Origin of the sequence: Cytobacillus sp. FSL W8-0315, assembly GCF_038002905.1 — a bacterium.
Classification (GTDB): domain Bacteria; phylum Bacillota; class Bacilli; order Bacillales; family Cytobacillaceae; genus Cytobacillus; species Cytobacillus pseudoceanisediminis.
Window position 1 is genome coordinate 3,477,317 of sequence record NZ_JBBOOC010000001.1, and the last position, 25,095, is coordinate 3,502,411.

Below are 25,095 nucleotides of genomic sequence, written 5' to 3' on the forward strand. Positions count from 1 at the left end.
TAGATTGGCTTTTGTACTCCATTTTTATTCCATGGATAAAATTAGCCATAACACGAAACAGTAAGAAAGGAGGTGTTTAACATGAGCAAACGCAAAAAAGACCCTTCAAAGGCTGGACTAAGTTCCCCAAACATCGAAGGTCAAGGTACAACCAATATGGAAACGGGCAGCAGAACAGCTTCTTCTGCACGCCATAAAAAGAAAAAACAAGACTTTTAACAAAAATTAAAAGCAGGAGGTTATTCCTCCTGCTTTTACTGTCTACTGATACATATCAGCAACTTGTTTTTGAATGGATGAATCTTCTAAATACTCATCATAAGTCATTTGCTTATCGACGATGCCAGCCGGTGTAATTTCAATAATGCGGTTGGCAATGGTTTGAATGAACTGATGGTCATGTGATGCAAAAATCATAGACCCTTTGAAGTTAATTAGCCCATTGTTCAATGCTGTAATGGATTCCAAATCAAGGTGGTTGGTTGGCTCATCCAGCATAAGTACATTTGCACCGCTAAGCATCATTTTGGAAAGCATGCAGCGGACTTTTTCTCCACCTGAGAGAACGCTTGCTTTCTTTAGAACTTCCTCACCAGAGAATAGCATTCTTCCAAGGAAACCTCTCAGGAAGCTTTCACTATCATCAGCAGGTGAGAATTGGCGCAGCCAGTCTACAAGATTCAAATCAGAGTTTTCGAAGAACTCCGAGTTATCTTTCGGGAAATAGGATTGAGATGTTGTAACACCCCACTTATACGTTCCTTCATCCGGCTCCATTTCACCAGTCAATATTTTAAATAATGTAGTCTTCGCCAATTCGTTTGGGCCAACTAACGCAATTTTATCATCTTTGTTCATGATAAAGCTGACATTATTCAGAACCTTTACGCCATCAATTGTTTTGCTGATGCCGTCTACTCTTAGCAAATCATTCCCGATTTCACGGTCAGGCGAAAATCCGACATACGGATATTTTCTGGAAGACGGTTTGATGTCGTCCAAAGAAATCTTATCAAGAAGCTTTTTACGTGAAGTTGCCTGCTTGGATTTTGATGCGTTCGCACTAAAGCGGGCAATAAAGCTTTGAAGTTCCTTGATTTTTTCTTCCTTTTTCTTATTGGCATCCTGAGCCATCCTTTGTGCAAGCTGGCTCGACTCATACCAGAAGTCATAGTTCCCGACGTAAATCTGAATTTTCCCAAAGTCAAGGTCGGCAATATGAGTACATACTTTGTTTAAGAAGTGACGGTCATGGGATACAACAATAACAGTATTTTCAAAGTTGATCAGAAATTCCTCAAGCCATTGAATTGCTTTGATATCCAAGTGGTTTGTCGGCTCATCCAGCAAAAGAACATCCGGCTTGCCGAAAAGGGCTTGCGCAAGAAGAACTTTCACTTTTTCAGAACCGGAAAGGTCAGCCATTTTTTTGTCATGAAGTTCTTCTTCGATGCCCAGCCCTTTCAGCAAAATAGCTGCTTCAGATTCCGCTTCCCATCCGTTCAGTTCTGCAAACTCACCTTCAAGTTCAGCAGCCTTCATTCCATCTTCATCAGTGAAATCGGCTTTCATATAAATCGCATCTTTTTCCTGCATTACTTCATACAGGCGGGCATGTCCCATGATGACTACTTTTAATGCTTCAAACTCTTCGTATTCAAAATGATTCTGTTTCAGGACAGCAAGGCGCTCGCCGGGACCTAAATGAACACTTCCCGATTGTGCCTCGATTTCACCGGATAAAATCTTTAGAAAAGTTGATTTACCGGCACCATTTGCTCCAATCAAACCATAGCAATTGCCAGGTGTGAATTTAATATTAACATCTTCGAATAGTTTGCGGTCGCCGTATCGAAGACCTACATTACTGACAGTTATCATATTATTTTTATTCCTCCAAATACATAATCCTTAAAAGTATACCACTTTTAGCGCTTAATCGCGAATTCTTCATAATGCAATTTGCCGTCTTCTTAAAAGTTCAGAAAATTAAAAGGAAGCAGAAGGTAAAAGTCGAATACATAAAGATTATAAACATGATGAGAGGAAGTGCTTTTTGTAATGGAATCTCTTTTAAAAGAAGATGTAAAACTAAAACCTTTCCGCTTCACAATTGAGAGGGGGAAAATCAAGGAATTTGCTATGGCAATTGGAGACAGAAATCCTATTTATTTTGATGCGGACATCGCGAGAAAAGAGGGATACCGTGACATCCCCATTCCGCCTACATTTCCGACGGCCATAGAGATGTGGGGAGGATTGGATTTCGAAACCCTAATCAGCCTATTCGGCCTTGACCCGCTTAAGGTTCTTCACGGAGGACAGGAATATCGCTATATGGGGGAATTATGCGCCGGCGATACAATAACTGCCGCTCCTCAGTTAATCTCAGCATTTGAAAAGAGGAATCTGCGTTTTATCACTATAGGAATTCATTATAAAAACAGTGAAGGAATCAAGGTTCTATATTCGGAATCTACCATTATCGAAAGAAGGAGAACAGAATAATGAGCGAATTAACAGTGATTCATAAACCCGAGATCACACATACACAGCTGGTCAAGTATGCAGGCGCATCCGGGGACTTTAATCCAATTCATACAGTAGTACCGATTGGGGAAAAAGCGGGATTGGACGGTGTGATTGCCCATGGGATGCTCATTATGGGAATGGCAGGCGAAGCACTGGCTGATTGGTTTCCGAGAAAAAACCTGAAAAAGTTCAAAGTGCGCTTCAGCAAAATGACGCGTCCTGGCGAGAAACTGACAATAGAAGGAAAAGTGACAGGGGAGAGAATGGAAAAAGATGAGAAGAGACTGACAGGAGAAGTTTCAGTTAAAAATGAAGCTGGTGAAGTGAAGCTTTCCGGACAGTTCGAAGTAAAAATATAATATAAAGGAAGGATTTCTATGGGAGGTCATATTGGGGTCCAGCTCAAGCCAAAATCAAAGTGGAAGAAATATTCACTATGGACCTTTGCAATCATATTAGTGTTATTGGCTGCGGCATTTTTCGTTATGTTTGGTTATTTATCGCGCTCAATCCCTAAAACTGAAGGAGAGATCAAAATTGGATCCATCTCTGCTGATGTCAGGGTGAATCGCGACGGCAATGGCGTTCCCCACATACTTGCGGATAATGAACGAGACCTTTTTATTGCACAGGGATATGTGCAGGCTCAGGATCGCCTATTTCAAATGGATTTAAGCAGGCGGCAGGCATCTGGCAGATTAAGTGAAGTGATCGGGGAAGGGGCGGTTGAAAATGATAAATACTTTAGGACACTTGGACTGAGAAGGGCCGCAGAAGCATCCTATGAAGCATATTCCCCGGAAGCAAAAAAGATTTTAGGCTGGTTTGCGGAAGGAGTAAATCTTTATATTAAAGAGGTGAAAGATACCGGAAAATGGCCGCCTGAATTTTCCATACTTGGCTATAAGCCTGAAGAATGGACTCCCGTGGATTCACTTACTATCGGCAAATATATGGCATATGATCTTGGAGGACACTGGGAAAGCCAGGCATTCCGATATTATCTCCTTCAGCATTTTCCGGAAGATAAAGCGTATGAATTATTCCCCTCATATCCGGAAGAAGCCCCTTACATAATAGGAAAACACAACTTAAATATTGAAGAAAGCTTTGCAAATGCAATCACTCCACCGGAATTCAACGGAAGCAATAACTGGGCTGCAGCAGGCAGCAAAACGGCATCCGGGAAGCCAATTCTTGCGGATGATCCGCATTTATCACTCAGCACACCTTCCATCTGGTATCAGATGCATTTGCAATCCCCGGAGATGAACGTCAGCGGAGTCATTTTTGCCGGTATTCCGGGCATTATTCTCGGTCACAATGAGAACATTGCATGGGGAGTAACCAATACAGGACCAGATGTCCAGGATTTGTATATTGAAAAAAGGAATCCTGCCAATAAAAATGAGTTTCTATTCAATGAAAAATGGGAAAAGGCAGAAATAATTGAAGAACCAATTAAGGTAAAAGACAAGGAGACAATTAGCTATCAAGTAACGATTACACGCCACGGACCTGTAATTTCGGAATTTGCTGCAGACAGCGGCAAAGATACAGTTCTTTCTTTGCAATGGACTGCCCTTGAACCTTCAAAAGAACTGGAAGCCATTCTAAAAATGAATAAATCATCGGACTGGCATCAATTTGAAGAAGCATTGGAGTTATTTCATACACCCGCACAGAACTTTGTATTTGCCTCGCCAGATGGAACAATAGCTTATAAAGCAAACGGTAAAATCCCCATCAGAAAGAAAGGAGACGGGCTACTGCCAGTACCTGGCTGGTCGGATGAATACGGCTGGGAAAGCTATATACCTTATGATCAACTGCCAAAAGCGATTAATCCAAGAGAAGGATACATCTCAACTGCAAACAATAAGGTTATGGATGACAGCTACCCTTACCATATAAGTCATGATTGGGCACAGCCGTATAGGCAAATGCGCATCCAGGAATTCCTGAAAAGCAAGGATGAACTTACAGCAGAAGACATGATGTCTCTGCAGATGGATCAGAAAAACCTGCAGGCCGAGGAATTTATACCCATTTTCCTGTCTAAAATTAGAGAACCATCTTCCAATCTTGAAAAGGAAGCTTTATCCGCCCTGAGTAAATGGGATTATAACGACAGCAAAGATGGAGCAGCCCCTCTCATTTTCAATCTTTGGATGAAAAGCATATCCGATGTTCTTTTTGAAGATGAGATAACACCAGAAATGAGGAAGCTCTTTAAAGGACAAAAGCAGGCAGTGGATGAATTATTGAGAAATGCAGCAAAAGGCAGGGTAAGCCGCTGGATAGAAGAAAAGGGAGGACTGGAGGAAGTCCTTTCACGATCATTGAGTTCAGCCGTAAAGAAAGCTGCAGATCTTCAAGGAAACAACCTGTCTGAGTGGAAATGGGGAGACTATCACCAATTAGCCTTTTCCCATCCGCTTTCAAGTGTAAAACCTTTAAACTTCTTGTTTAATAGAGAAGGGCGGATTCCTGTTGGAGGAAGCTCAGTCACTGTCCAGGCAGCAGCTAATAAAGAAGATGGCACAGTAAATCATGGGGGCTCGTGGAGATTTGTAATGGATACGCAAAACATGAATACTGCCTATCACCTTGTGGGACCAGGACAATCAGGACATCCTCTAAGCCAGTGGTATCATGACCAGATGAACGGCTGGGCAGAAGGGAACTATCATAAGACAGCTCTCAATGAAGAGAGGACCAAGCATACACTTTTATTAAAACCTTGAAAAAGCTTCCCAAAAATCATAAAATGTTCCTTTTTGTTCATAGTTTTTTCATATTTTTCATGTACAATATTAATCATACAGGCAGGGAAAAAGGAGTTTTTCAAATGGCTAAAAAGCAGCTGGTTGATTTGGTAAACAGATTAAAGAAATCCGGTATTAAAGTAAGCTTTTCAAAGCCAAGATCAAAAACTTTAATACTCATTAACCAAAACAAAAATTTATCTTCTTCTGCGAATTAGGTTAAAAAAGTGGCGGATCCAGAGTCCGCCACTTTTTTATTATATTTGCTTCATAATCTTATTGAAAACATCATTCTTATCAAAATCTTCTCCCATTGGGAACTTCTTAATAAACTTATTATTTTCGTCAAGCAAATAGACAAAGGTGCTATGAACGTAGAAACCATCACCGGGATCACGGTATTGAAATTGAAACGTGTTAGCGAGCTCCTGAATTTCAGACTGATCTTTTTTCAGTTTATCAGGCTCTGCAGTAAGAAAGACCCAATCCCCATCATTTTCGACTTCAAAGGTATTTCTATATTTTCGAAGGACCTCTGCGGTGTCTCTATAGGGGTCGATCGTTACAGTAATGAATTGAACCTTCTCCCCAAAAACACCCTCTTTGCTAAGATCACCTTTCAGCAGATTCATCCTTTGTGTAGTAGTCGGACAGATATCCGGACAGTGCGTATAAATAAATTCAACAAGCTTCAGCTTTTTATCCGATTCCGCAAAGTCATATAACTTCTCATCATCGGTTAAAAGTGTAATATGATCAGGAATCTTGGCTGTCATATCACGAATAATAAAAAAAGAAATTCCGGCTGCTATGCCTAATATTACAATAATCGCGGATATAATATAAACTTTTTTCATTATTTCCCCTCCCAATATAAGGATAAATAATATCCATCAAAATTCCTATGGATAATCTGTGAACTTATTCTTAATACAGGGGAAATTAAAGTGAAGCAACCAAAAAAAGGAACCCCGCAAGGTTCCTTTTTTGGTTCGGCTATTATTTCATTGAAATCCAAACACTCTTAACTTCTGTATAGTTATCCAGAGCGTATGATCCCATCTCACGGCCGATTCCGGATTGCTTGTAGCCGCCAAATGGAGATGCAGCGTCAAAGGCGTTGTAGCAGTTCACCCAAACTGTACCTGCGCGGAGTTTGTTGGCCACATAGTGTGCATTTGCCACATCACGAGTCCAAACACCTGCAGCTAAACCATATTCACTGTTATTTGCCCGGTTAATTAATTCGTCTAAGTCATCATAAGGCATGGCCGAAATAACCGGTCCGAATATTTCTTCCTTCGCAATCGTCATTTCGTCACGAACATCAGCAAAAATAGTAGGGGAGACGAAGTAACCTTGCTCTTGCGGTTTGTCGCCTCCTGCTACAAGCTGGGCACCTTCGCTAAGGCCTTTTTCAATGTACCCAAGAACGCGGTTTTGCTGCTCAGCAGAAACAAGCGGGCCAATTTCTGTGTCAGCATGAATACCGGCACCTTGTTTAATTTTTTTGGCATGTGAAGCCATGTCAGCTACAACATTATCAAACTGCTTTTTTTGTATGAAAACACGGGAGCCGGCACAGCACACCTGACCCTGGTTGAACATAACACCGTTCAGAGCTCCTGGAATAGCCTTTGATAAATCAGCGTCTGGCAGAATGATATTTGGAGACTTACCGCCAAGCTCAAGCGTAACGCGCTTTAAGGTTTTTGAAGCATTGGACATAATCAGTTTGCCTACTTCAGTAGAACCAGTAAACGCTATTTTATCTACTAAGGGATGATCGACAAGCGGCTGGCCAGCTGTTTCACCGAAACCTGGTACAATATTGACAACCCCTGGAGGGAAGCCGGCTTCATCCATTAGTTCAGCAAGATATAGAGCAGAAAGAGGTGTTTGCTCTGCTGGCTTAAGAACAACCGTACATCCTGTTGCAAGGGCAGCACCCAGCTTCCACATTGCCATAAGAAGAGGGAAGTTCCAAGGGATGATTTGTCCCACCACACCAACTGCCTCATGGCGAGTATAGTTGAAGAATGGCCCGCTGACAGGAATAGTCTGGCCGACAATCTTCGTAGACCAGCCTGCATAATAGCGCATATGTTCAACAGCCAGAGGAATATCGGCATTAGTTGTTTCACGAATCGGCTTACCATTATCCAACGTCTCAAGCTGTGCTAATTCTTCACTGTTTTCTTCCATAAGATCAGCAAGCTTATACATCAGGCGGCTGCGCTTAGAGGCGCTCATTTTTGACCATTTGCCTTCATCAAAAGCCTTTCGGGCTGCTTTTACTGCAAGATCAATATCTTCTGCACCGGCTTCAAAAACAGAAGCAAGAACTTCCCCTGTAGCCGGGTTATACGTATCAAACGTTTTCTGTGATTTGCTTTCAACAAATTCACCATTGATATATAATTTCTTCTTTCCGCTTAAAAACTTTTCCACCTTTTCTTTTAAACCTGCAGTTAGCTGACTCATATAATTCCTCCTTAAAATAGTAGTCTATGTATTTCCATGGTGCAAAACTTTTAGAAGAATACTTATGGTAACGCTTACAACAATACTTTAACATTAACAAAAATATAAAATCAACTCTGAATTAAAATAATTTTCAGATAATGTTCGACAATTCTCGCCTGTTCCCAAATTTTATCAATAAAAAAGCATACCGGATTAATCCAGTATGCTATAAAACTATTAAATTAACATTCCTGCAATTGCTGCACTTAATAGAGAAGCAAGTGCTCCAGCTATTACTGAACGAATTCCAAGCTTAGCTATATCGTTCCTGCGGTCAGGGGCAAGGTTGCCCAGTCCGCCCAGAAGAATGGCCATAGAGGAAATGTTGGCAAATCCGCAAAGCGCGAAACTCACTACTGCAACAGTCTTAGGAGACAGGCTGCTGATTTCCGGTGCGAAAGCTGAATAAGCAACAAATTCATTCAATACGAGCTTTTGGCCGATATACCCGCCAGCCTGTACAGCTTCAGCCCATGGAACACCTACTGCAAATGCAAGAGGGGCAAAAACAAAACCAAGAATGGTTTCCAGTGTAAGATTTTCAAATCCGAAAAGCCCGCCTGCAAATCCGATAATTCCATTGATAAGAGCAACCAGAGCGATAAAAGCTAGAAGCATAGCACCGATGTTTAATGCAAGCTGAAGTCCCACACTTGCACCGCGTGCCGCAGCGTCTACCACATTTACAGATTCAGTATCTTTTTCAATAGTTATGTCGTTTGTTGTCTCTGATACTTCTGTTTCAGGTATCATAATTTTAGCGAGGACAAGGCCGGCAGGTGCAGCCATGAAGCTTGCAGCAAGCAAGTATTCCAATGGTACCCCAAGAAGGGAGTATCCTATAAGTACTGAACCGGCAACTGATGCAAGGCCTCCGGTCATAACAGCAAACAGTTCAGATTTCGTCATTTTATTCAGGAAAGGGCGGACAATTAATGGAGCTTCCGTTTGTCCGACAAAAATATTGGCTGCTGCAGACATGGACTCTGCCTTGCTTGTTCCAAGCAGCTTGGACAAACCTCCGCCAATGACCTTTATAATTATCTGCATAATCCCGGTATAATAAAGAACAGAGATAAGGGAAGAAAAGAAGATAACTGTAGTCAGCACCTGGAAGGCAAATACCATTCCTACTCCTGAACCTTCCTGGAACAAGCCTCCGAATAAGAAATTTATTCCTTCATTGGCAAATCCGACAATATCATTTACTGCAAATGTCATTTTTTCTAATACTTTTTTTCCAAGTTCCCATTTGAGAACTGCAAAGGCAAATGCAAACTGGATAGCCAATCCGCCTAAAATTGTACGGAGATTGATTGCCTTTCGATTTGATGAAAGGAGGAAAGCAATCCCCAATACAGTAAGAACTCCTAATAAACCCCATATAAAACTCATGTTGACACCTCATTTGTTGAATTTAGAATAATGAAAACGTTTTTACGAAACGCCAAAAATATAGACCTCTCTTCTAAGAGGTTTGTGAATAGACGTCAGACATCTAACTTGATTACATGTCCATTTTACCATGAATCCGTTTGCAGTAAAGAGTTTTTTTCCTGCTAATTAAAATTTGTTGAATAACCTCCTATTTTTGTTCAGATTTTAAATGATTTAATCTCTTCCAAGAGGGCAATAACTGAAAAACATCTTATAGAGCCAAATTAAATAAATGAATCTTCGATTTTATTTTCATCCCTCCGTTATAATTGCCCATTCGGGACAAACATCATTTTCATACACTGTCACTAGATGTCAGGAGGTGTTGGAATGGGTGCAGGAGCAGGGTATGGCGGCGGTTTTGCTTTAATCGTTGTCCTGTTTATACTTCTAATCATTGTTGGTGCTGCTTTCGTTGGCGGAGGCTACTAATTATCTAAAAAAATGACAGCGCAAAAGATCTGCCCGTATTTGGGCAGATTTTTTGTTTTCAGCCTTCCTGTTTGCAATGGAACAGTATGATAATCAGTTAAATGTCCAAAATAAAGATAGTTCTAAATTAGAAGGAGGGATCCCATATGAATAAAAAGGACAAAAATGATGGCACAGATATTGCCGGCAGATATTATGAGACTGAAGATTATAACAGGAATGATCAGCTTTCATCCGGCCTGGCGACAACACATGAACAAGTGAGTGACGCATACATGGAAGGACAGGCAGATGCGGTAATTGAAGACGTTGTCGGGGTGGATATTTCCATTCCGCGCAAAGGGTATGATGAATAACACAATAGCAAGGAGGCAATGCAATGGCACCAAAAGATGCTCAAGATGATCTGGGCCAGTACAAAATGCCAGAAGTTCTCAGAAAAAAGAGGACTTCCTCCTATCGGGTGGGATACCAGGCTACAACAGGGAACCAGACGCCTGGTGAACCTGAAGCAGGTAAGAGAACAGATCAAGAAAATTAAAATCTGGTCCGCATGGATTGCTGATTGAGGATTGCAGCGGTGATAAAATTTAAAATTAAAAAGAGAGGATGCCAGGTCATCTTCTCTTTTGTTTATGACTATATTTGGGGCCTGCACCTGAAAAAAGATTATTCCACTCGAATTTTTATTTTTTGCACAGCATTATATCCATAACCTTTTCTGTTCCAGTAAGGCTTTATTGGCTGGATATTGCCCTCTGAATCACTGGCCCTCACAAGAATGGTATGCTCACCCTTATATGCCTCCCAATCAAAATGCCACTTAACCCAGGAAAACTTCTCGTTTTCCCTGTGTTTGAGTGAGGTCTTTCTCCATGTATCCCCATGATCAATGCTTATTGCCACCTCATTAATTGCTCCAGTGCCAGTCCAGGCAATCCCTCTTATTGTGTGAAATCCTTCTTTAATAATGGAATAATTCAATGGCTGCTGGATTGTGCTATTAACATTAATGGCTGTAACAGGCCTTTTATCCAGATCGCTGTCTTTATAAGGATAATATACATAATCTTTTGATTGAAAAGGCCCATTAAATTCATGCTGAATAATAAAAATATTCCTAAGCCACTTAACGGAGGCCATTGCATACCATTGGGGCACGATTAGCCTGAATGGATAACCTTGCTTATACGGTAGGGGCTTGCCGTTAAACTCATAAGCTACTATCGTATCTTCGTGGAGTGCCTTTTCAATTGGTAGGCTTCTGGCAAAGTAAAAGGATTCATTCAAATCTTTTCGCTCACCAAAATCCAATCCTGCGAACACAGCTTCTTTGCTTCCATCCAAAAGTCCGGCTTTATTCAGCAGTTCCTTCAAAGGCACTCCCTTCCATTTCCCCTGACTGACTGCTCCTTCTTCCCATTGCTCACCAAAAACCTTTGGTTTAAATTTCGCTCTGTTATTGCCAGCGCATTCCAGAGGGACCAGAATGGTTTTGGATGGGAAGCGGTAAAGTTCACTTAAAGATATTTCCATCGCTTTATTCACGTTCCCGCTAATGGACAAAAATAAATTCTGAGGGTTAATTAGCGGGTAGGAAAAATGGTTTCTTAAATAAAAATATTCTTGCGGTGTTTTCCAGCACTCCAAAAAATGAATGGGAGACTCCTGATTTTCAGGAGACAGACTTAGTGTTTTCAGATAAGGTGCTGAAAGCTGATTATTCATGAACCATCACCTCCATTCATAAATACAATGCAATCCCCAAGGATAGAACTATAAACATCAACAATTCATTTATACCAGCTAAGTTTAATACTCGCATTATGAGGAATAATCATTTATATAACATACTGAAGGGCGGTAAGGGAATGAAAGAAGAATTGAAGATAACAGGACACAGGCCATTTCCGCTGCCTGATAAACCCTGGGTTATGGAACAAATATGGAATGATGTTTTATTTGCTCATTGGCCAGTGCCAGCAGAAATATTGGAAAAACACATCCCTTCACAGTTAACATTAGATACATACAATGGTACAGCATGGATGGGGGTAGTACCTTTCTGGATCAGTAAAATGAGGGTGCGCGGCTTTCCGCCATTGCCGATTATGAAATCAATGAATGAATTGAATGTAAGGACTTATGTGGAATATGAGGGCATGAAAGGCGTATATTTTTTTAGCCTGGATGCAGACAACTTTTTAGCCGTAACAGGGGCCAGAATGTTGTATTACCTTCCGTATATGAATGCCGAAATGCAAGTTAGTAAGTCTCAAGGACTAGTTAATTATGAAAGCAGGCGAACACACGGCCATTCAGAGAACGGCCAATTCAAAGCAAATTATAAGTCAATATCAAGCCCCTTCAACTCAAAACCCGGAACACTTGATGAATGGCTGACTGAAAGGTATTGCTTATGGGTAACAAAAGGTGAAAAGGTTTTTCGCGGGGATATTCATCATACAAAATGGCAGCTGCATGAAGCTTCTTGCACGATACATCAAAACACTTTAGCTTCATTTTTGCCCCGAATTTACTTTAAAGGCGAACCGATCTTACACTACTCTCCGGAAAAACATGCTTATTTCTGGCCTTTAATAAAGGTTTCTTCATCATAACTAAAGAGTAATCCTATTAATGATGTAACCCATTCACTACCTCATTTCTTAAAGTAAATTTCTGCAAGCAGTTTTTTTGCTTCGTTATATGAAAGCCCTGATTGACTGTTCAGCCTTTTTACTTCATCAATATCAGTTCCTGCTATAGTAAGGTTTCTCTTTTTCTCTCGGCGGTCCATTGAATCACCTCCTATTCAAAATTGTTTAAAACATTTTCAATAATTTTTACCTTTCTTGTCCATACTAAGAAAAAAAGGGGGCGTTTCCTATTTTTTTCAATAAAAAAGGCCAAGATGACAAGCCGGAAGTTGTAATGCTGGATACAGAGGTGTATTCCTGCAATAGCTGCAATGGCTGGATGAGAAAAGATTTTGCCTCTTCAGATTTAAAATGCCCATTATGCGGTGATGAAACAACTGCCGAGATGCGGGAATTGCCGCAAATTTTGTGATAATTAATTTTAGAAAGACTGTTGTCACCTGATAACAGTCTTTCTTATTTAATGATCTAAAAGTCTCCATACAATTCATGAAAGGCCTGTTCTGCATCATGTTCAGACGAAAACAACGCATCATCTTCTTCTATTAAATGGAAGGATTCATTAAGGAAGAGGGCCACTGCATTAGGGTCTTTAGGATGCGGTACAATTTCTGCCGGCCTGACATTTGCAACACTTGGAGTATGAGGGTTATGATAAATAACAAAAACCTCATCACCAGATTTAACCTTTTTAGGATCGATTGTCTCCATTCCATTCACTCCTTTTATTACAGGTTTTCGTTTTGCTGTCCAATTTCTTTCGCACCTATAATAGCATTTGCCGTTTCCTGCTGTTCATGTTCATCAACTGAATCCCCAGCTGCATGTTTTAAATTTGGAAAACTGCCACCCGTTTCAATGGTTACCATCTCTTCTTTTGGTGCATATGTCAGGTATTTTTCATCGTTATCTTTCATTATTAAAACTCCTTTTGTTATAGATATTCGAGCACCTTTCTTTAAAGTTTTCTCTCCGCATAGGTCTTATATTCAACCATATTAATCCTAATTCAAATGGGCAAAGTAACTATATAGGTCTTAAATGAGGTGATAAAAATAAAAGAAAATAAGGACTTGATAACAGCTATTCAAAAAGAAGCATTCTCTTTCACCGATTCATCCGGGCTTGACCGGATTATTCAAGCAGCCGGGGAAGCGAAATTTGTTTTATTGGGGGAAGCTTCTCATGGAACATCAGAATTTTATACAGTAAGAGCAGAAATATCCAAAAGACTGATTGAACAAAAAGGGTTCAACTGTATCTCTGTTGAAGGAGACTGGCCTTCCTGCTTTACCATCAACAGGTATGTTAAGGGTTATGTGCATCTGAATCCCCTTGATGCACTCAAAAATTTTAACAGGTGGCCGACATGGATGTGGGCAAATGAGGAAATTAAAGATCTAATAACCTGGCTTAATAATCACAATCAGCTGATTGATAAACATGGCCTAAAGGCTGGTTTCTATGGCATCGATATATATAGCTTATGGGAATCGATGGATGAAATAATAAAACTTCTGGAGACAAAGGAAGCTGCAGAACTGGAAGCTGCTAAAAAAGCATTTGCCTGCTTTGAGCCTTTTCATCGGACACCTGAAAATTATGCAGTTTCTGCGGCATTTTATGGGGAAGGCTGTGAAAAAGAAGTAGCCGAACTTTTACTTAAAATAAAAAACAAGTGGGGGCATACCAGGAGCTACGAAGAAGAATCACTGAACCTTATGCTAAATAGCCTTGTTGCTGTAAATGCAGAAAACTATTATCGAGCAATGGTAAAAGGCGGGCCTGATGACTGGAATATTAGGGATCATCACATGGTAAGTGCCATAGAGGAGATCTCCAAATATTATGGAGAAGATGCCAAGGTCATCGTATGGGAACACAATACTCATATCGGAGATGCAAGAGCAACAGATATGAAAGAAGAGGGACTTGTTAACGTTGGGCAAATCCTTCGCGAGAAATATGGGGAAGATCAGGTTTTCGCACTCGGGTTTGGTACACACTCAGGCACTGTTATCGCAGCGGAACAATGGGGGAATGAGCTACAAGTTATGGAAGTACCTCCAGCACAGACAGGAAGCTGGGAGGATACGCTTCGCAAGGCTGGCCCTGGAGATAAAATTTTGTTGTTCACCGATGATAACAGGGAATTATTTAATGAATCTATCGGTCATCGAGCCATTGGAGTCGTATATAACCCTGAATATGAACAATACGGGAATTATGTGCCTACGAAAGTCTCACTCAGATATGACGGTTTCATTTATATAGAGAAAACCCGTGCCTTAAAGCCAATTAATATACCAGTAACAATATTATAATTGCAATTACAAACAAAAAGACCCACTATCTCATATTTACCCTCCATGAATTCGAGGATGTGCTTAGAGGTTACTGATCCTCATATAAACCGATTATTTCTATATAGCCAGAGATCAAAAAAAGCCTCTAATGGAGTATGTATATTTAACCTGAAAACCCCTCCGGAATATCGGAGGGGCTTATTGCTACATGTAGCTGTTTTCCAATTCATCCACTAAGGTCCCCACATAGCTTACGGCTTTGCGGATTGGATCTGGCTTGGACATATCAATGCCTGCGCTCTTAAGGAGATCGAGCGGCTTTTTCGTTCCGCCAGCTTTTAAAACATCAAGCCAGCGTTCAATGGCAGGCTGGCCTTCCTCTTGAATGCTCTGTGCCATAGCTGTGGAAGCAGTCAAACCAGCTGAATAAGTATATGGATAGAGTCCCATATAATAATGAGGCTGTCTCATCCAGGTTAAAGCCGCCTTATCATCCAGTTCAACCGTATCACCCCAGAATTCAGCAAGTGTTTCCATCTTTTGATCTGAAAGTGTTTTTGCCGTTAACGGAATCCCTTGATCAGCAAGATTATATATTCTTCGCTGATATTCTCCCTCGAGAAGGTGTGTGACAAAGTTGTGATAATAAGTTCCCAGCAGCTGAAGAATTACCCAGCGCTTCATTCTCATATCCTCAGTGCCTGCCATTAAATGCTGTCCAAGCAGCAATTCGTTAAGTGTTGAGGGAGCTTCTACAAAGTAGGTTGATGGGCGGGTATTCATTATACGCTGATATTTATTGGCCAAATAGAAATGACCCGCATGCCCAAGCTCATGAGCGAGAACAAAAGCACCGCGCATCGTGTCTGTCCATGTAATCAGGATGAATGGATGCGATCCATATGGACTTGAACAAAATGCACCTGTAGATTTCCCTACATTGTCAGCCAAATCAACCCAGCGTTCAGTCAAGCCTTTCTTCATTATATCCGTATACTCAGGTCCCATTACTTTGAGAGCCTCTAATATGACTTTTGATGCTTCTTCAAATGTTGTTTCAGGATTGAACTCCGGATCAAGAGGAGCCTTCAGGTCACAAAAAAGCATCTTATCCAATCCCAGAACTTTTCTCTTTAACTGAGCATATCTGCGCATATGGGGGGCAAGCTCTTTTTGGATAATATTCAGCTGATTGTTGTACATTTCCTCTGTAACATGCTGGGAATCCAGGAGCATTTGTGTGGCTGAACTGTACTTCCTCAGCTTAGCAAGTGTTACCTGTTTTTTCACCTCGGCAGAATAGGCAGAGGCAAATGTATTCTTATAGTTTTCCAGTGAATCTGTAAATGAGACATAGGCATTCCTTCTGATGGCAGTATCTGACGAAAACTCATAACGATCTTCGTAAAGAGCAAAAGAGTTTGGCAAATCGTTTCCTTTACTGTCTTTAAAAAAGGAAAATGGCATGTCAGCAAGTTTTGCAGCCTGATACATATTATACGGAGCTCCAAATACTTCCCCCAATGCTGCCAGGGCTTCTTCCGTCTCTGGAGAAAGCCTGTGCGTCTTCGATTTAAGAAGATCTGTCAGCTGTTTTCTGAAAGGTTCAAGGCCGCTTTCATCGTCTATGTATTTTTCAATCGTGCCTTCAGGTAAGGACATTAATTCAGAGTCAATAAACGAAAGAGCAGAGGCTGCTTTTGCTTTTAAAGATGCAAGTATGGATGAATTTGCCTGATTGCGCGGATTTGTTCCATCCTCCGACTGGCGCAAGCTAGCATACGTTCCAGCTTGAACCAAACGGATGGAGAGCTTTTCCTGAGCGGAAAGGCAGCCCAGTAATATTTGCGGGCCTTCATGGAGCTTTCCCTTGTACTGCTCAAAAACAGCAAGGTCTTCATCTATACTTCTCACTTCTTTATGCCAATCTTCCTCTAAAGCAAATAAATCCTCCACTTTCCATGTACGATCTTCCGGTACTTCAACACGCTTTAATCTGGTTACTGCTGTTTGAACCATTTAGCGATCCCTCCTATTTCGATTCTCTAAATATAGAGTTTATGGAACAATTATACAGGATGGCCTTGTAAATTTATAGACTTTTCAAACATTTTAAGTTTCACTGTACTATAACATCCTGAGTTTTCTTGTTAGTGGCCATATAGCAGTAAATAAAAAAGCGGAGGGCCTGAAGCCTTCCGCTGATTGTGCTATTCCATTTTTTTTGAAAGACAGCGATCACATTCCATCAGATAAGATTCGGCCTGTTCCTTGACTGTTTGGCCGCACTCCGGACATACCTTTTTGGGAAGAGTTCTAAAAAATTCAACTGGACTTTTAATCATGAAATTTCCTCCTTTTTATAATACAGTTAATCGTGTTTTCATCTGTTGTAGTACAGTATATACCAAACAAAATTAAATGTGAAGTGGTTTGATTAAATTTTTTAAAAATTTTATCTATTATATTTATTGGTGCAAATTAAGATTTTGGATCGATTTGGACAGAGGGGATATGAATGACGAGTCCGAAGTTGATCATCATTCAGACAGAAGAAGGGGTAATCCGGAGGTATGAGTCCGAAGTCAGTAACCATTCGGACAGGAAAAGCGAAAATCGGAGGTACGAGTCCGAAGTCGGTCCCTATTCGGACAGGAAAAACGGAAATTCGGAAGTATGAGTCCGAAGTTAGTAACCATTCGGACAGAAGAAGCGGAAGGCTGGAGGTACAAGTCCGAAGTCGCCACCCATTCGGACAGAAGAAGGGGTAATCCGGATGAGCAAGTCCGTAGTTGGTCATCTTTCGGACAGGAAAAGTGGATATCCATTGGGGAGAGTCCGAAGCATGAGGTAAAGTCATCTAATAATTTCTAGCCATACAGCAAAAGGTCTATCTGTACTAATGAACTTCTGACTTTATTTCGCCGGGCCTCTTCCAAGGCTGTAATGATTGCATTACAATCATATTTAATACAGTAATAATGAGGAGGCTAACAGCCTGCGATGACTGAGATAATTGAATCTTTTAATCCAATATTAATATTTGTAGCGGTTATACTGACCATTATGGCTTCCTATACAGCATTAGATTTATTTACATTGATTAAATCATCTGAGAGAAACCAGAAGTTTTTGTTCTTAGGCGGAACTTTTTCCCTTGGAATCGGGATATGGATTATGAACTTTATTGGCATGATCGCCATCAACATAAACGCTTCAGGAAGTTATAATATTCCGCTTACCTTATTGTCCATGATTTTTGGCATTTCATTTACCGGTATGGCCTTTAATAGAGTAATCGACAGGCAGCTGAAAACAGGCAATCTATTTGCGGGAAGCTTCTTTTTAACTATGGCAGTCCTATCTATCCATGTAACAGGTATGTTTGCTGTGGGGATGAATGTGCAGTTTTCCCCCAGCATATTCCTCATTTCAGCACTGATCATTTTTGTTTCTTTTTTATTTTCACTATGGATGCTCTTTTATTCGAAAAGTCTTTCGTACTCCAGACCTATCTGGATCAAGCCCTTAAGTGCACTCATATTCACCGGAGCCATTGTGGAGGGTTATTTTCTGCTGATCCGATCGTCATCATTCTATTCAAATGGGGAAATTAGCAGGGGAGGCTCTCCGGAGACTTCTCTGATTTATCTTGTATTTTTTGCAGGGATTCTTATCCTGAGCGGGCTTATTGCTTCAAGCACTTTAATCAGCAAGAGGCTGGAAGCAAGCGACACCCATTTACATGATATTCAGGCTGCTCTTGATGAATCATCTATAGTGGCTATTACAGATCCAAAGGGCGTTATCACTTATGTGAATGATAAATTTGTTGAGATATCTAAATATGAAGAACATGAACTGCTTGGCAAAAATCACAATATCTTAAATTCGGGTTTTCATCCGCCGGAATTTTTTCAAGATCTATGGAAAACAATTGGATCAGGGGAAATATGGAAAGGGGAAATACGCAATAAAGCGAAAGACGGAAGCTTTTATTGGGTTGATACTACAATTGTCCCTTTTCTCAATAAAAAGAATAAACCCTATCAGTATGTTTCCATCCGGACAGATATATCGGCATTGAAATCTGCTGCAGCCAGCCTTAAAAGTTCCCTGAAAGATGTAAACGATATTAAATTTGCGCTTGATCAGTCTTCTATTATTGCCTTTACAGATGAAAAAGGAACAATAACCAATGTAAATGAGAAGTTTTGTGAAATCTCCCAGTACAGCAGGGAAGAACTGATAGGACAGAATCATTCCATCTTAAATTCAGGACTTCATTCAAAAGAATTCTTTAAGAACTTATGGAAAACAATTGGCCAGGGAGAAGTCTGGAAAGGAGAAATACGCAATAAAGCAAAAGACGGATCTTATTACTGGGTTCATACTACGATTGTGCCGTTCCTGAATGCAAACGGAAAACCTTATCAATACTTATCAATAAGAAACGATATAACTGAGAGGAAAAAAACTGAAGAAGTATTGCATCAACAGGATAAACTGGCAGCAGTGGGCCAGCTTGCTGCAGGGGTTGCACATGAAATCCGCAATCCGCTCACAACCATGAAAGGATATACAGAATTCCTGAAGCTGGAAGAGACACATGAAGAGCGGCAGGAATACTTAAGCATCATTTTGGATGAAATTGACCGGGTAAATAATATAGTAGAAGATTTTATGGTTCTCGCTAAGCCGAAAGCCGCAGAACTGGAAGAAAGAGATATCATACCCATTATAAAAAATGTCGTTTCTTTTTTGGAATTTGAAGCCCGAAATAGAAACGTGAAAATTGGTTTCGAATATCAACAGGATATCATTCAAATTGAATGTGACGAAAATCGGCTAAAACAAGTCTTGCTTAATTTTATCAAAAATGGAATTGAAGCGATGCCTGATGGAGGGAACATCACCGTTAGAGCTGGTATCATAAATAACCAGGTTCAAATTGCAATAAAGGATACAGGAGTAGGAATCCCGCAGGAAAAACTGAAAAATATCGGAGAACCTTTTTTTACAACCAAAAAAAATGGGAACGGCTTAGGCCTGATGGTCAGCTTTAAAATTATCGAAAGCCATAACGGAAAAGTATTTATCGAGAGTGAATTAAATAAAGGTACAACATTCAATATTGTTCTGCCTGCGAAATCTGCATAGCCAATCCCAAAAGGATTGGCTTTTTTGTTAGAAAATAATTCCTGTCCTGTTTAATAATTGATTTTCCAATATATAGGAAAAATATCATAACATTGGAGAGATTCCCATGATATCAAGGAAAAACATGAATTTGGCTTTATAGTGCCCTTTTCTCTGAAATATGTTTGTTATCGTTCTGTTATGTGCGTAACGGGATTATTATCTGTTTGTTCTTTTTTAGTAAAGATTCCATGTTATTATTAATCCCGTTAGCTAAAAACGAGCTATACGGGAGGTTTTAACAACATGAAAAAATCAATTTTATCTTTTGTAGCTGCTGCGGCAATCACCGGAACAGCAGGTGCTAATGTACAAGCAGAAGAAGTGACAGTCAAAAAAGGCGATACTCTTTGGGATTTTTCCCAAACATATAATACACCAGTTGATATGATAAAAGAATGGAATGGGTTGTCTTCTCATATCATCCATCCAGAAGATGTACTTAATGTATATCCGGAAAAGAAATACATAGTATCAAAAGGCGATACTCTTTGGGATATAGCAAGAGAACATAACGTCACAGCAGAGGCAATCAAAGAATGGAACAACTTAAGCTCTGATTTAATTCTGCCTGACAATGAATTAATCCTTTACCCGAATGCTAAAGCTGTTAACGCTGCAGTTGCTGAGGCTCCATCAACATCAGCTAAACCTGCAAAAACGGTTTCAGCTCCTGTGCAAAAGTCTGAACAGACTGTAGCAAAAGAAACACAGCCAGCTGAAAAAGCTGCACAGCCGGCGCCAGAAGCAAAGCCACAAGCAAAGTCAAATCCAGAACCAGAGCCTGCGAAACCTGCTGCGGAAGCTAAGCCTGCAACAGAGCCGGCCAAGGCTGAAGCGGAATCCAAGCCTGCTGCCGAAGCTGAAGCAGAAGCACCCGCTGAAACTGCAAATAATGAAACAGCTCAAAATGTGCTGAATATGGAAGCAACAGCCTACACAGCCGATTGTGAAGGCTGCTCAGGAATTACTGCTACAGGAATCAATTTAAAAGAGAATCCGGATCAAAAAGTAATCTCTGTGGATCCTAATGTGATACCACTGGGAACTAAAGTCCATGTTGAAGGTTATGGTAATGCTGTAGCAGGTGATACTGGCGGAGCCATTAAAGGCAACAAGATCGATATCTTCATGCCATCTCAGGAAGACGCAATCAATTTCGGCAGAAAAACAGTTAAAGTTACAATTCTAGATTAATACTAGAAAAGAAGGCACCTTTTTGGGTGCCTTCTTTTCTTTACTCTTTATCATTACTTCCTCTTGCTTTTTCCTCCTGATTTACAAAGAAACTATGGACTGGTTTTGCCAGCTGTTTAAAGCTTTTTTCAAATCGTTCAGAAAGGTGAGAGGCCCGCTCGTAAACAACCGATTTAAGATTGTCTAATTGCCTGCTGATTTTTTCTGTGATTGCTTCCTGCCGGTTTAAGCGTTCCATTATCGACTTGCTGGCCTGTTCCTGTACACCAAGCTTCTTGTTTAATTCTTCTTTCATTTGCTCCTGTGTATTTAACTTTTTCTCAGCTTCCTCTGAAAATGCTGCAAACTGCTGCTCTAGACGTTCTATAACCTTATTATGATAAACTTCCTGTAAACCAAAGTTTTTATTTATTTCTTCTTTTATTTGCTCCTGTATTCCATAATTCTCAGCTTTTTCCTCCGAAAATGCAGAGAACTGCTGTTCTAAACGTTCCATTACTGTATTATGAAATACTTCCTGAACATCAAGCTTTTTGCTTAATTCTTCTTTCAGTTCTTCCTGAGCTTTAAAATTTGAAACAGCTTCCTCAGTAAAAGCGTCAAATTTATCAAACTTCCGGGAAAGTGCCTGAGTTGCCGCTTCCTGGAATGATACTTGTTCTAGTATCTTCTGATTTACCTGCTCTTCATTTTCAAGAGTTTCCATTATTGCTTTATTTAGTTCCTCCAGTGCAGCCAGCCTTTTATTCAAAGTATCATTTTCCTTTTCGCACTTGTTCATCATTTCCATAAAACTTATTAAAAAAGCATCCTGCTTTTCAAGCTTAGCTGTCAAATGCTCAATATGATAATTTTGTTTTCCAGCTGCTTTTTTTACAAGTTTACTCAAGTCAGAAAAGGAATCATCGAGCTGATTTTTCATATTTTCATATGTTTCGGATATACGGGTATTAACAGTTTGCTGTTCTTTCAGTACTTCCTGGAGAAAGTTCAGCCGATAAGTACCCTGATTGGAAACAGTGTCAGAATGGCTTAGATAAAGCTTAGGGTTTCCATCCGCATTTGATTGTTTGGCCATAGGAACACTCCTCAGTTTTAACTTTTATAATAGCCTATGCCAGCCCTTTTGAGAGGGATGGGCACTATCCTATAAAACCTGAACAATTCAAATTTGATGCTGATAAGCATAGTGAGCATGAGGGTCCCGATTCCACGAAATTTCGCAAATCGTAGTAAAAAGTGTTGCAAAAAATTGAAAAAATAGGTAAATTATTAATTGTCAGTAAATTGGCAGGCGATGTCATGGATCTGAATACATAGGGAGTCAACCAAAACTACCTCTAAAACAAAAAGAAAGAGAGGACCATCACATGAAGAAATTATCTTTCTTGATTTCAGCAGCTGCACTGACATTAATGCTTGGAGCATGCTCAAACGAAGAGGCTTCTAAAGGGGATGAAAAGGAAGAGGCCACAGCTGAGACGACTGAGGCCGCTGATGAAGGCAAAGAAGTGCGCTCAGCTCTTTTAAGCTATCAGGGAGAAGTGACAAAGGTAATTCGAAACACAGATGCAAACTTGACCGCTGAAGGTCAGGATCCAGCTGAAGCAGCTGCAGCTTTTGAAAAGGAAGCGAAAGCCGTGTCTGTACCAGAAGAATTAACAGACTACACTAAGGATATTGAGGCGGCGGTTGATAGCCTTTCTCAATACTATGCTAAAAAAGCTGAGCTGGTAAAAGCAGGATCCCAGGATATGTCGGAAGCAGAGCCATTTAAAGAGGAATATATCAATTCAATGACTAAAGTTTTTGAAGAAGTGGAACTATCTGCTCCAGCTTTTAACAGCGTTTTCCAATAAATGCCCAGCAAACAGCCCTATTCGATTTTGAATAGGGCTGTTTGTATATATTAAGGCACATCATGCCCCATTGAACTTTGAAAAATCTCAAACCACTGATCCCTGTTAAGTTTGTAAGACAATGAACCGGCTGCACGTTCAATTCTTTCAATCTTGCCGGACCCGACAATTGGCATGATTCGGGCAGGATGATTTAAGAGCCAAGCAAATAAAACTTCATCAATATCACTTGCCCCGATTTCCTCTGCGACTTTATGTAATGCCGCTTTAAGGCGTTCCGGTTTTTCTTCAGTACCGCTGAAAATTTTCCCGCCAGCCAAAGGGGACCAGGCCATCGGTGCGATTCTTTTTTCCATGCACAGATTTAATGTGCCATCCTCATAGTTCTCCAGATGATAGGCAGAAAGTTCAATTTGATTTGTAATCAGATCCATATCAAGATATGACTGAAGCATCGTAAACTGATGGCGTTTAAAATTGGATACCCCAAAATGCTTTACCTTACCAGCAGCCTTTAAAACTGAAAATGCCTCAGCAACTTCTTCCGGATCCATAAAAGGATCAGGACGATGAATGAGCAGGGTATCTATGTAATCTGTTCTCAGATTTTGCAAAGATTTCTCAACCGAAGCAATAATATGTTTTTTTCCTGTATTGTAATGATGGGATTTATGCTCAGGGCGATTTGGTGACTGGAGTACAATCCCGCATTTCGTTACAATCTCCATTTTTTTGCGGAGCTCCGGCTTTTTCTCAAGAGCCCTTCCAAACAGGCTTTCACATGTATAGCTGCCATATATATCGGCATGATCAAATGTCGTTATTCCCAGCTCCAAACACTTTTCTATTAAGGTGATTAATTCTTCATCTGATAATTTCCATTCAGCCAGTCTCCATAGACCATGTACGATTCTTGAAAACGACAGATCCTCTGCCATCTGCACTCTATCCAAAAGTATCATCTCCCAATTTTTTTCGCACTGTTATTATCTCTGAAAATGCAAAGAATACCAAGTTAAACGTTCTTCGGCATTGCAAAGGGTGCTGGATCATCATAAATTAGAGGCATAAAAATAAGAGGCAACTGTTTTGTCACCTCATTTTTATCCGCATATTTTCTGCAGCGGTTCAACCATTTGTTCATGCAGAATCATAATTTTTGATGGGTATGAACAATGCTCTCTATAAGCTGTTTGAAGTTCGTGATAAAAAGTGGTTAATTCCTCAACATTGGAAATCAATTCTTTATCAAAAACGCCTGACCGGCTGAGAAGGATATTCTCATATTTTTCAACAAGCTTTTTAGTTTTCTTTATCAATTTCCAAGCATCTTTCATACGAAAAGCATCATTTAAATGGGAATAGAATTCTATCAAGTCTTTTTGGAAAATATTCTTAAGTTCCTGGCTGAGCCTTTCAATAGGAGGAAGTTCAGCTTCCTGAAATATAAACTGCTGCAGCATAATGAAATCGGTCTTTACATTCTGTTCTTCAAATGACTGATATATCCGTAAAGTATTATAGGCGTCATACATGGGATGATGGGGTTCTCCAATAAAAGAAAGGTCATAGAAAGACAATGCTTTTTCCACTGAAGCTGCAGTCCGGGAAGCTCTTTTTGTGAAAATAGCCTGAAAATCGACATATCTTTTGGTAATCTTATCAATCGTAGCTTGGGGAAGATTATGCCTGAAAGCATCGGCTTTTAATCTTAAGATGTCACTGGTCGACCAGGAATAGAATCTTGCTTTTTTAACTCCGCCGACCCAAAAGAGAAAATCTTTAAACACCTCAGAAAAGTCATCTGCTGTTTTTAAATCAGAATCGGATATCCCCGTCAATTCTTTGCAGAATGGGCTAAGCGGCGAGTCCTGCTGCGGACGAATGAACCTGTCAAATCCAGTTACCTTACCTGTTTCAAGTTCAACTTTTACAGCACCAAGGCGAATGGCTTCCATATCTTCAAAAAGCATACCATTTTTGCTGCATAGCATTTCAAAATCAAAGAATATCAGCTGTTTTAGCTCGGCCATACGCCTTCCCCCCTTTATAATATCCAGCTATCCAACAAGATATTATAAAGAATGACGGGCAAAAAAGGAAGGAACAGAATTATCCATCAAGATATTTGGCAGGAATGAAACTTTTTTCCCAGTGCAATGGCAAATCGGTTTACGAT

The 25,095-nt window shown here is 40.2% G+C and carries 29 protein-coding genes; 16 read left to right on the forward strand and 13 right to left on the reverse strand.

The annotated features are described in order from the left end of the window. Positions 1 to 81: 81 nt before the first annotated feature. Entirely contained in the window at positions 82 to 219 is a 138-nt protein-coding gene (locus tag MKY20_RS17755) for a YuzL family protein (protein WP_019379858.1), read from the forward strand. Positions 220 to 261: 42 nt separating this feature from the next. Here MKY20_RS17755 and MKY20_RS17760 read toward each other — a convergent pair whose 3' ends face one another. Continuing rightward, positions 262 to 1,881, reverse strand: coding sequence for an ABC-F family ATP-binding cassette domain-containing protein (locus MKY20_RS17760; protein WP_019379859.1), 1,620 nt, complete (start codon positions 1,879 to 1,881; stop codon positions 262 to 264). Between the two features lie 180 nt (positions 1,882 to 2,061). On the opposite strand from MKY20_RS17760, the gene MKY20_RS17765 reads away from it, so the two are divergent. From MKY20_RS17765 to MKY20_RS17780, 4 genes are all read left to right on the forward strand, one after another. After that, entirely contained in the window at positions 2,062 to 2,508 is a 447-nt protein-coding gene (locus MKY20_RS17765) for an FAS1-like dehydratase domain-containing protein (RefSeq protein WP_251175640.1), read from the forward strand. After that, a complete protein-coding gene (locus MKY20_RS17770) occupies positions 2,508 to 2,891 on the forward strand; it encodes a MaoC/PaaZ C-terminal domain-containing protein (RefSeq protein ID WP_251175641.1) in 384 nt (127 codons plus the stop codon). Before MKY20_RS17765 ends, MKY20_RS17770 begins: the two co-directional genes overlap by 1 nt. A 30-nt stretch (positions 2,892 to 2,921) precedes the next feature. Next, positions 2,922 to 5,279, forward strand: coding sequence for a penicillin acylase family protein (locus tag MKY20_RS17775; protein WP_251175650.1), 2,358 nt, complete (start codon positions 2,922 to 2,924; stop codon positions 5,277 to 5,279). A 104-nt stretch (positions 5,280 to 5,383) separates the two neighbouring features. Then, positions 5,384 to 5,518: a hypothetical protein gene (locus tag MKY20_RS17780; protein WP_256816508.1), complete on the forward strand. Its 135-nt coding sequence runs from the start codon at positions 5,384 to 5,386 to the stop codon at positions 5,516 to 5,518. A gap of 39 nt (positions 5,519 to 5,557) precedes the next feature. On the opposite strand, the gene MKY20_RS17785 is transcribed toward MKY20_RS17780, so the two are convergent. From MKY20_RS17785 to MKY20_RS17795, 3 genes are all read right to left on the reverse strand, one after another. Next, a complete protein-coding gene (locus MKY20_RS17785) occupies positions 5,558 to 6,157 on the reverse strand; it encodes an SCO family protein (RefSeq protein WP_251175642.1) in 600 nt (199 codons plus the stop codon). 142 nt (positions 6,158 to 6,299) lie between these two features. Next, positions 6,300 to 7,784 carry an aldehyde dehydrogenase family protein gene (locus tag MKY20_RS17790; protein WP_009334578.1) on the reverse strand — a complete coding sequence of 495 codons (1,485 nt, stop codon included), beginning with the start codon at positions 7,782 to 7,784 and terminating at the stop codon, positions 6,300 to 6,302. A gap of 219 nt (positions 7,785 to 8,003) precedes the next feature. Further along, positions 8,004 to 9,221: a NupC/NupG family nucleoside CNT transporter gene (locus MKY20_RS17795; protein ID WP_009334579.1), complete on the reverse strand. Its 1,218-nt coding sequence runs from the start codon at positions 9,219 to 9,221 to the stop codon at positions 8,004 to 8,006. Positions 9,222 to 9,593: 372 nt separating this feature from the next. Here MKY20_RS17795 and MKY20_RS17800 point away from each other — a divergent pair, with 372 nt between their 5' ends. From MKY20_RS17800 to MKY20_RS17810, 3 genes are all read left to right on the forward strand, one after another. Beyond that, complete coding sequence (locus MKY20_RS17800) at positions 9,594 to 9,695, forward strand: YjcZ family sporulation protein (protein WP_019379865.1); 102 nt, start codon at positions 9,594 to 9,596, stop codon at positions 9,693 to 9,695. A gap of 146 nt (positions 9,696 to 9,841) precedes the next feature. Then, positions 9,842 to 10,051 (forward strand): YozQ family protein, encoded by a 210-nt coding sequence (locus MKY20_RS17805; protein WP_009334580.1) that lies wholly within the window; start codon positions 9,842 to 9,844, stop codon positions 10,049 to 10,051. A gap of 23 nt (positions 10,052 to 10,074) precedes the next feature. After that, positions 10,075 to 10,236 carry a hypothetical protein gene (locus MKY20_RS17810; RefSeq protein ID WP_009334581.1) on the forward strand — a complete coding sequence of 54 codons (162 nt, stop codon included), beginning with the start codon at positions 10,075 to 10,077 and terminating at the stop codon, positions 10,234 to 10,236. Between the two features lie 128 nt (positions 10,237 to 10,364). Here MKY20_RS17810 and MKY20_RS17815 read toward each other — a convergent pair whose 3' ends face one another. After that, the gene (locus MKY20_RS17815; protein ID WP_019379867.1) at positions 10,365 to 11,423 is read right to left on the reverse strand and encodes a sulfite oxidase; all 1,059 of its coding nucleotides are present in this window, start codon (positions 11,421 to 11,423) and stop codon (positions 10,365 to 10,367) included. A 143-nt stretch (positions 11,424 to 11,566) separates the two neighbouring features. Between MKY20_RS17815 and MKY20_RS17820 the strand changes: the two genes are divergently transcribed. Then, positions 11,567 to 12,316, forward strand: coding sequence for a YqjF family protein (locus tag MKY20_RS17820; protein ID WP_019379868.1), 750 nt, complete (start codon positions 11,567 to 11,569; stop codon positions 12,314 to 12,316). A gap of 41 nt (positions 12,317 to 12,357) precedes the next feature. Here the strand turns inward: MKY20_RS17820 and MKY20_RS17825 are convergent, their stop codons facing one another. Further along, positions 12,358 to 12,495, reverse strand: a complete 138-nt coding sequence (locus MKY20_RS17825) for a hypothetical protein (protein ID WP_019379869.1) — start codon at positions 12,493 to 12,495, stop codon at positions 12,358 to 12,360. Positions 12,496 to 12,584: 89 nt separating this feature from the next. Between MKY20_RS17825 and MKY20_RS17830 the strand changes: the two genes are divergently transcribed. Continuing rightward, a complete protein-coding gene (locus tag MKY20_RS17830; RefSeq protein WP_026041562.1) occupies positions 12,585 to 12,767 on the forward strand; it encodes a cold-inducible protein YdjO-related protein in 183 nt (60 codons plus the stop codon). A gap of 56 nt (positions 12,768 to 12,823) precedes the next feature. Here MKY20_RS17830 and MKY20_RS17835 read toward each other — a convergent pair whose 3' ends face one another. Both MKY20_RS17835 and MKY20_RS17840 read right to left on the reverse strand, forming a co-directional pair. After that, the gene (locus MKY20_RS17835; protein WP_009334586.1) at positions 12,824 to 13,066 is read right to left on the reverse strand and encodes a transcriptional regulator SplA domain-containing protein; all 243 of its coding nucleotides are present in this window, start codon (positions 13,064 to 13,066) and stop codon (positions 12,824 to 12,826) included. 17 nt (positions 13,067 to 13,083) lie between these two features. After that, the gene (locus tag MKY20_RS17840; RefSeq protein ID WP_019379871.1) at positions 13,084 to 13,272 is read right to left on the reverse strand and encodes a hypothetical protein; all 189 of its coding nucleotides are present in this window, start codon (positions 13,270 to 13,272) and stop codon (positions 13,084 to 13,086) included. Positions 13,273 to 13,401: 129 nt separating this feature from the next. Here MKY20_RS17840 and MKY20_RS17845 point away from each other — a divergent pair, with 129 nt between their 5' ends. Next, positions 13,402 to 14,679, forward strand: a complete 1,278-nt coding sequence (locus tag MKY20_RS17845; RefSeq protein ID WP_251175644.1) for an erythromycin esterase family protein — start codon at positions 13,402 to 13,404, stop codon at positions 14,677 to 14,679. A 186-nt stretch (positions 14,680 to 14,865) separates the two neighbouring features. On the opposite strand, the gene pepF is transcribed toward MKY20_RS17845, so the two are convergent. Both pepF and yhfH read right to left on the reverse strand, forming a co-directional pair. Continuing rightward, positions 14,866 to 16,680, reverse strand: a complete 1,815-nt coding sequence (pepF, locus tag MKY20_RS17850; protein WP_251175645.1) for an oligoendopeptidase F — start codon at positions 16,678 to 16,680, stop codon at positions 14,866 to 14,868. A gap of 191 nt (positions 16,681 to 16,871) precedes the next feature. Next, positions 16,872 to 17,006 (reverse strand): protein YhfH, encoded by a 135-nt coding sequence (gene yhfH / locus MKY20_RS17855; protein ID WP_009334590.1) that lies wholly within the window; start codon positions 17,004 to 17,006, stop codon positions 16,872 to 16,874. A 173-nt stretch (positions 17,007 to 17,179) separates the two neighbouring features. Here yhfH and MKY20_RS17860 point away from each other — a divergent pair, with 173 nt between their 5' ends. From MKY20_RS17860 to MKY20_RS17875, 4 genes are all read left to right on the forward strand, one after another. After that, the gene (locus MKY20_RS17860) at positions 17,180 to 17,341 is read left to right on the forward strand and encodes a hypothetical protein (RefSeq protein WP_251175646.1); all 162 of its coding nucleotides are present in this window, start codon (positions 17,180 to 17,182) and stop codon (positions 17,339 to 17,341) included. Next, positions 17,338 to 17,535, forward strand: coding sequence for a hypothetical protein (locus MKY20_RS17865; protein ID WP_251175647.1), 198 nt, complete (start codon positions 17,338 to 17,340; stop codon positions 17,533 to 17,535). Before MKY20_RS17860 ends, MKY20_RS17865 begins: the two co-directional genes overlap by 4 nt. A gap of 129 nt (positions 17,536 to 17,664) precedes the next feature. Further along, the gene (locus MKY20_RS17870) at positions 17,665 to 19,821 is read left to right on the forward strand and encodes a PAS domain S-box protein (protein WP_251175648.1); all 2,157 of its coding nucleotides are present in this window, start codon (positions 17,665 to 17,667) and stop codon (positions 19,819 to 19,821) included. Positions 19,822 to 20,106: 285 nt separating this feature from the next. Then, complete coding sequence (locus tag MKY20_RS17875; RefSeq protein ID WP_009334592.1) at positions 20,107 to 21,057, forward strand: LysM peptidoglycan-binding and 3D domain-containing protein; 951 nt, start codon at positions 20,107 to 20,109, stop codon at positions 21,055 to 21,057. Positions 21,058 to 21,097: 40 nt separating this feature from the next. On the opposite strand, the gene MKY20_RS17880 is transcribed toward MKY20_RS17875, so the two are convergent. Further along, entirely contained in the window at positions 21,098 to 22,135 is a 1,038-nt protein-coding gene (locus tag MKY20_RS17880; RefSeq protein WP_251175493.1) for a hypothetical protein, read from the reverse strand. Between the two features lie 292 nt (positions 22,136 to 22,427). Between MKY20_RS17880 and MKY20_RS17885 the strand changes: the two genes are divergently transcribed. Next, positions 22,428 to 22,916 carry a hypothetical protein gene (locus MKY20_RS17885; RefSeq protein ID WP_019379879.1) on the forward strand — a complete coding sequence of 163 codons (489 nt, stop codon included), beginning with the start codon at positions 22,428 to 22,430 and terminating at the stop codon, positions 22,914 to 22,916. Positions 22,917 to 22,966: 50 nt separating this feature from the next. On the opposite strand, the gene MKY20_RS17890 is transcribed toward MKY20_RS17885, so the two are convergent. Beyond that, the gene (locus MKY20_RS17890; protein WP_019379880.1) at positions 22,967 to 23,869 is read right to left on the reverse strand and encodes an aldo/keto reductase; all 903 of its coding nucleotides are present in this window, start codon (positions 23,867 to 23,869) and stop codon (positions 22,967 to 22,969) included. A 150-nt stretch (positions 23,870 to 24,019) separates the two neighbouring features. Further along, positions 24,020 to 24,949 carry a 3'-5' exonuclease gene (locus MKY20_RS17895; protein WP_251175495.1) on the reverse strand — a complete coding sequence of 310 codons (930 nt, stop codon included), beginning with the start codon at positions 24,947 to 24,949 and terminating at the stop codon, positions 24,020 to 24,022. Between the last annotated feature and the right edge of the window lie 146 nt (positions 24,950 to 25,095).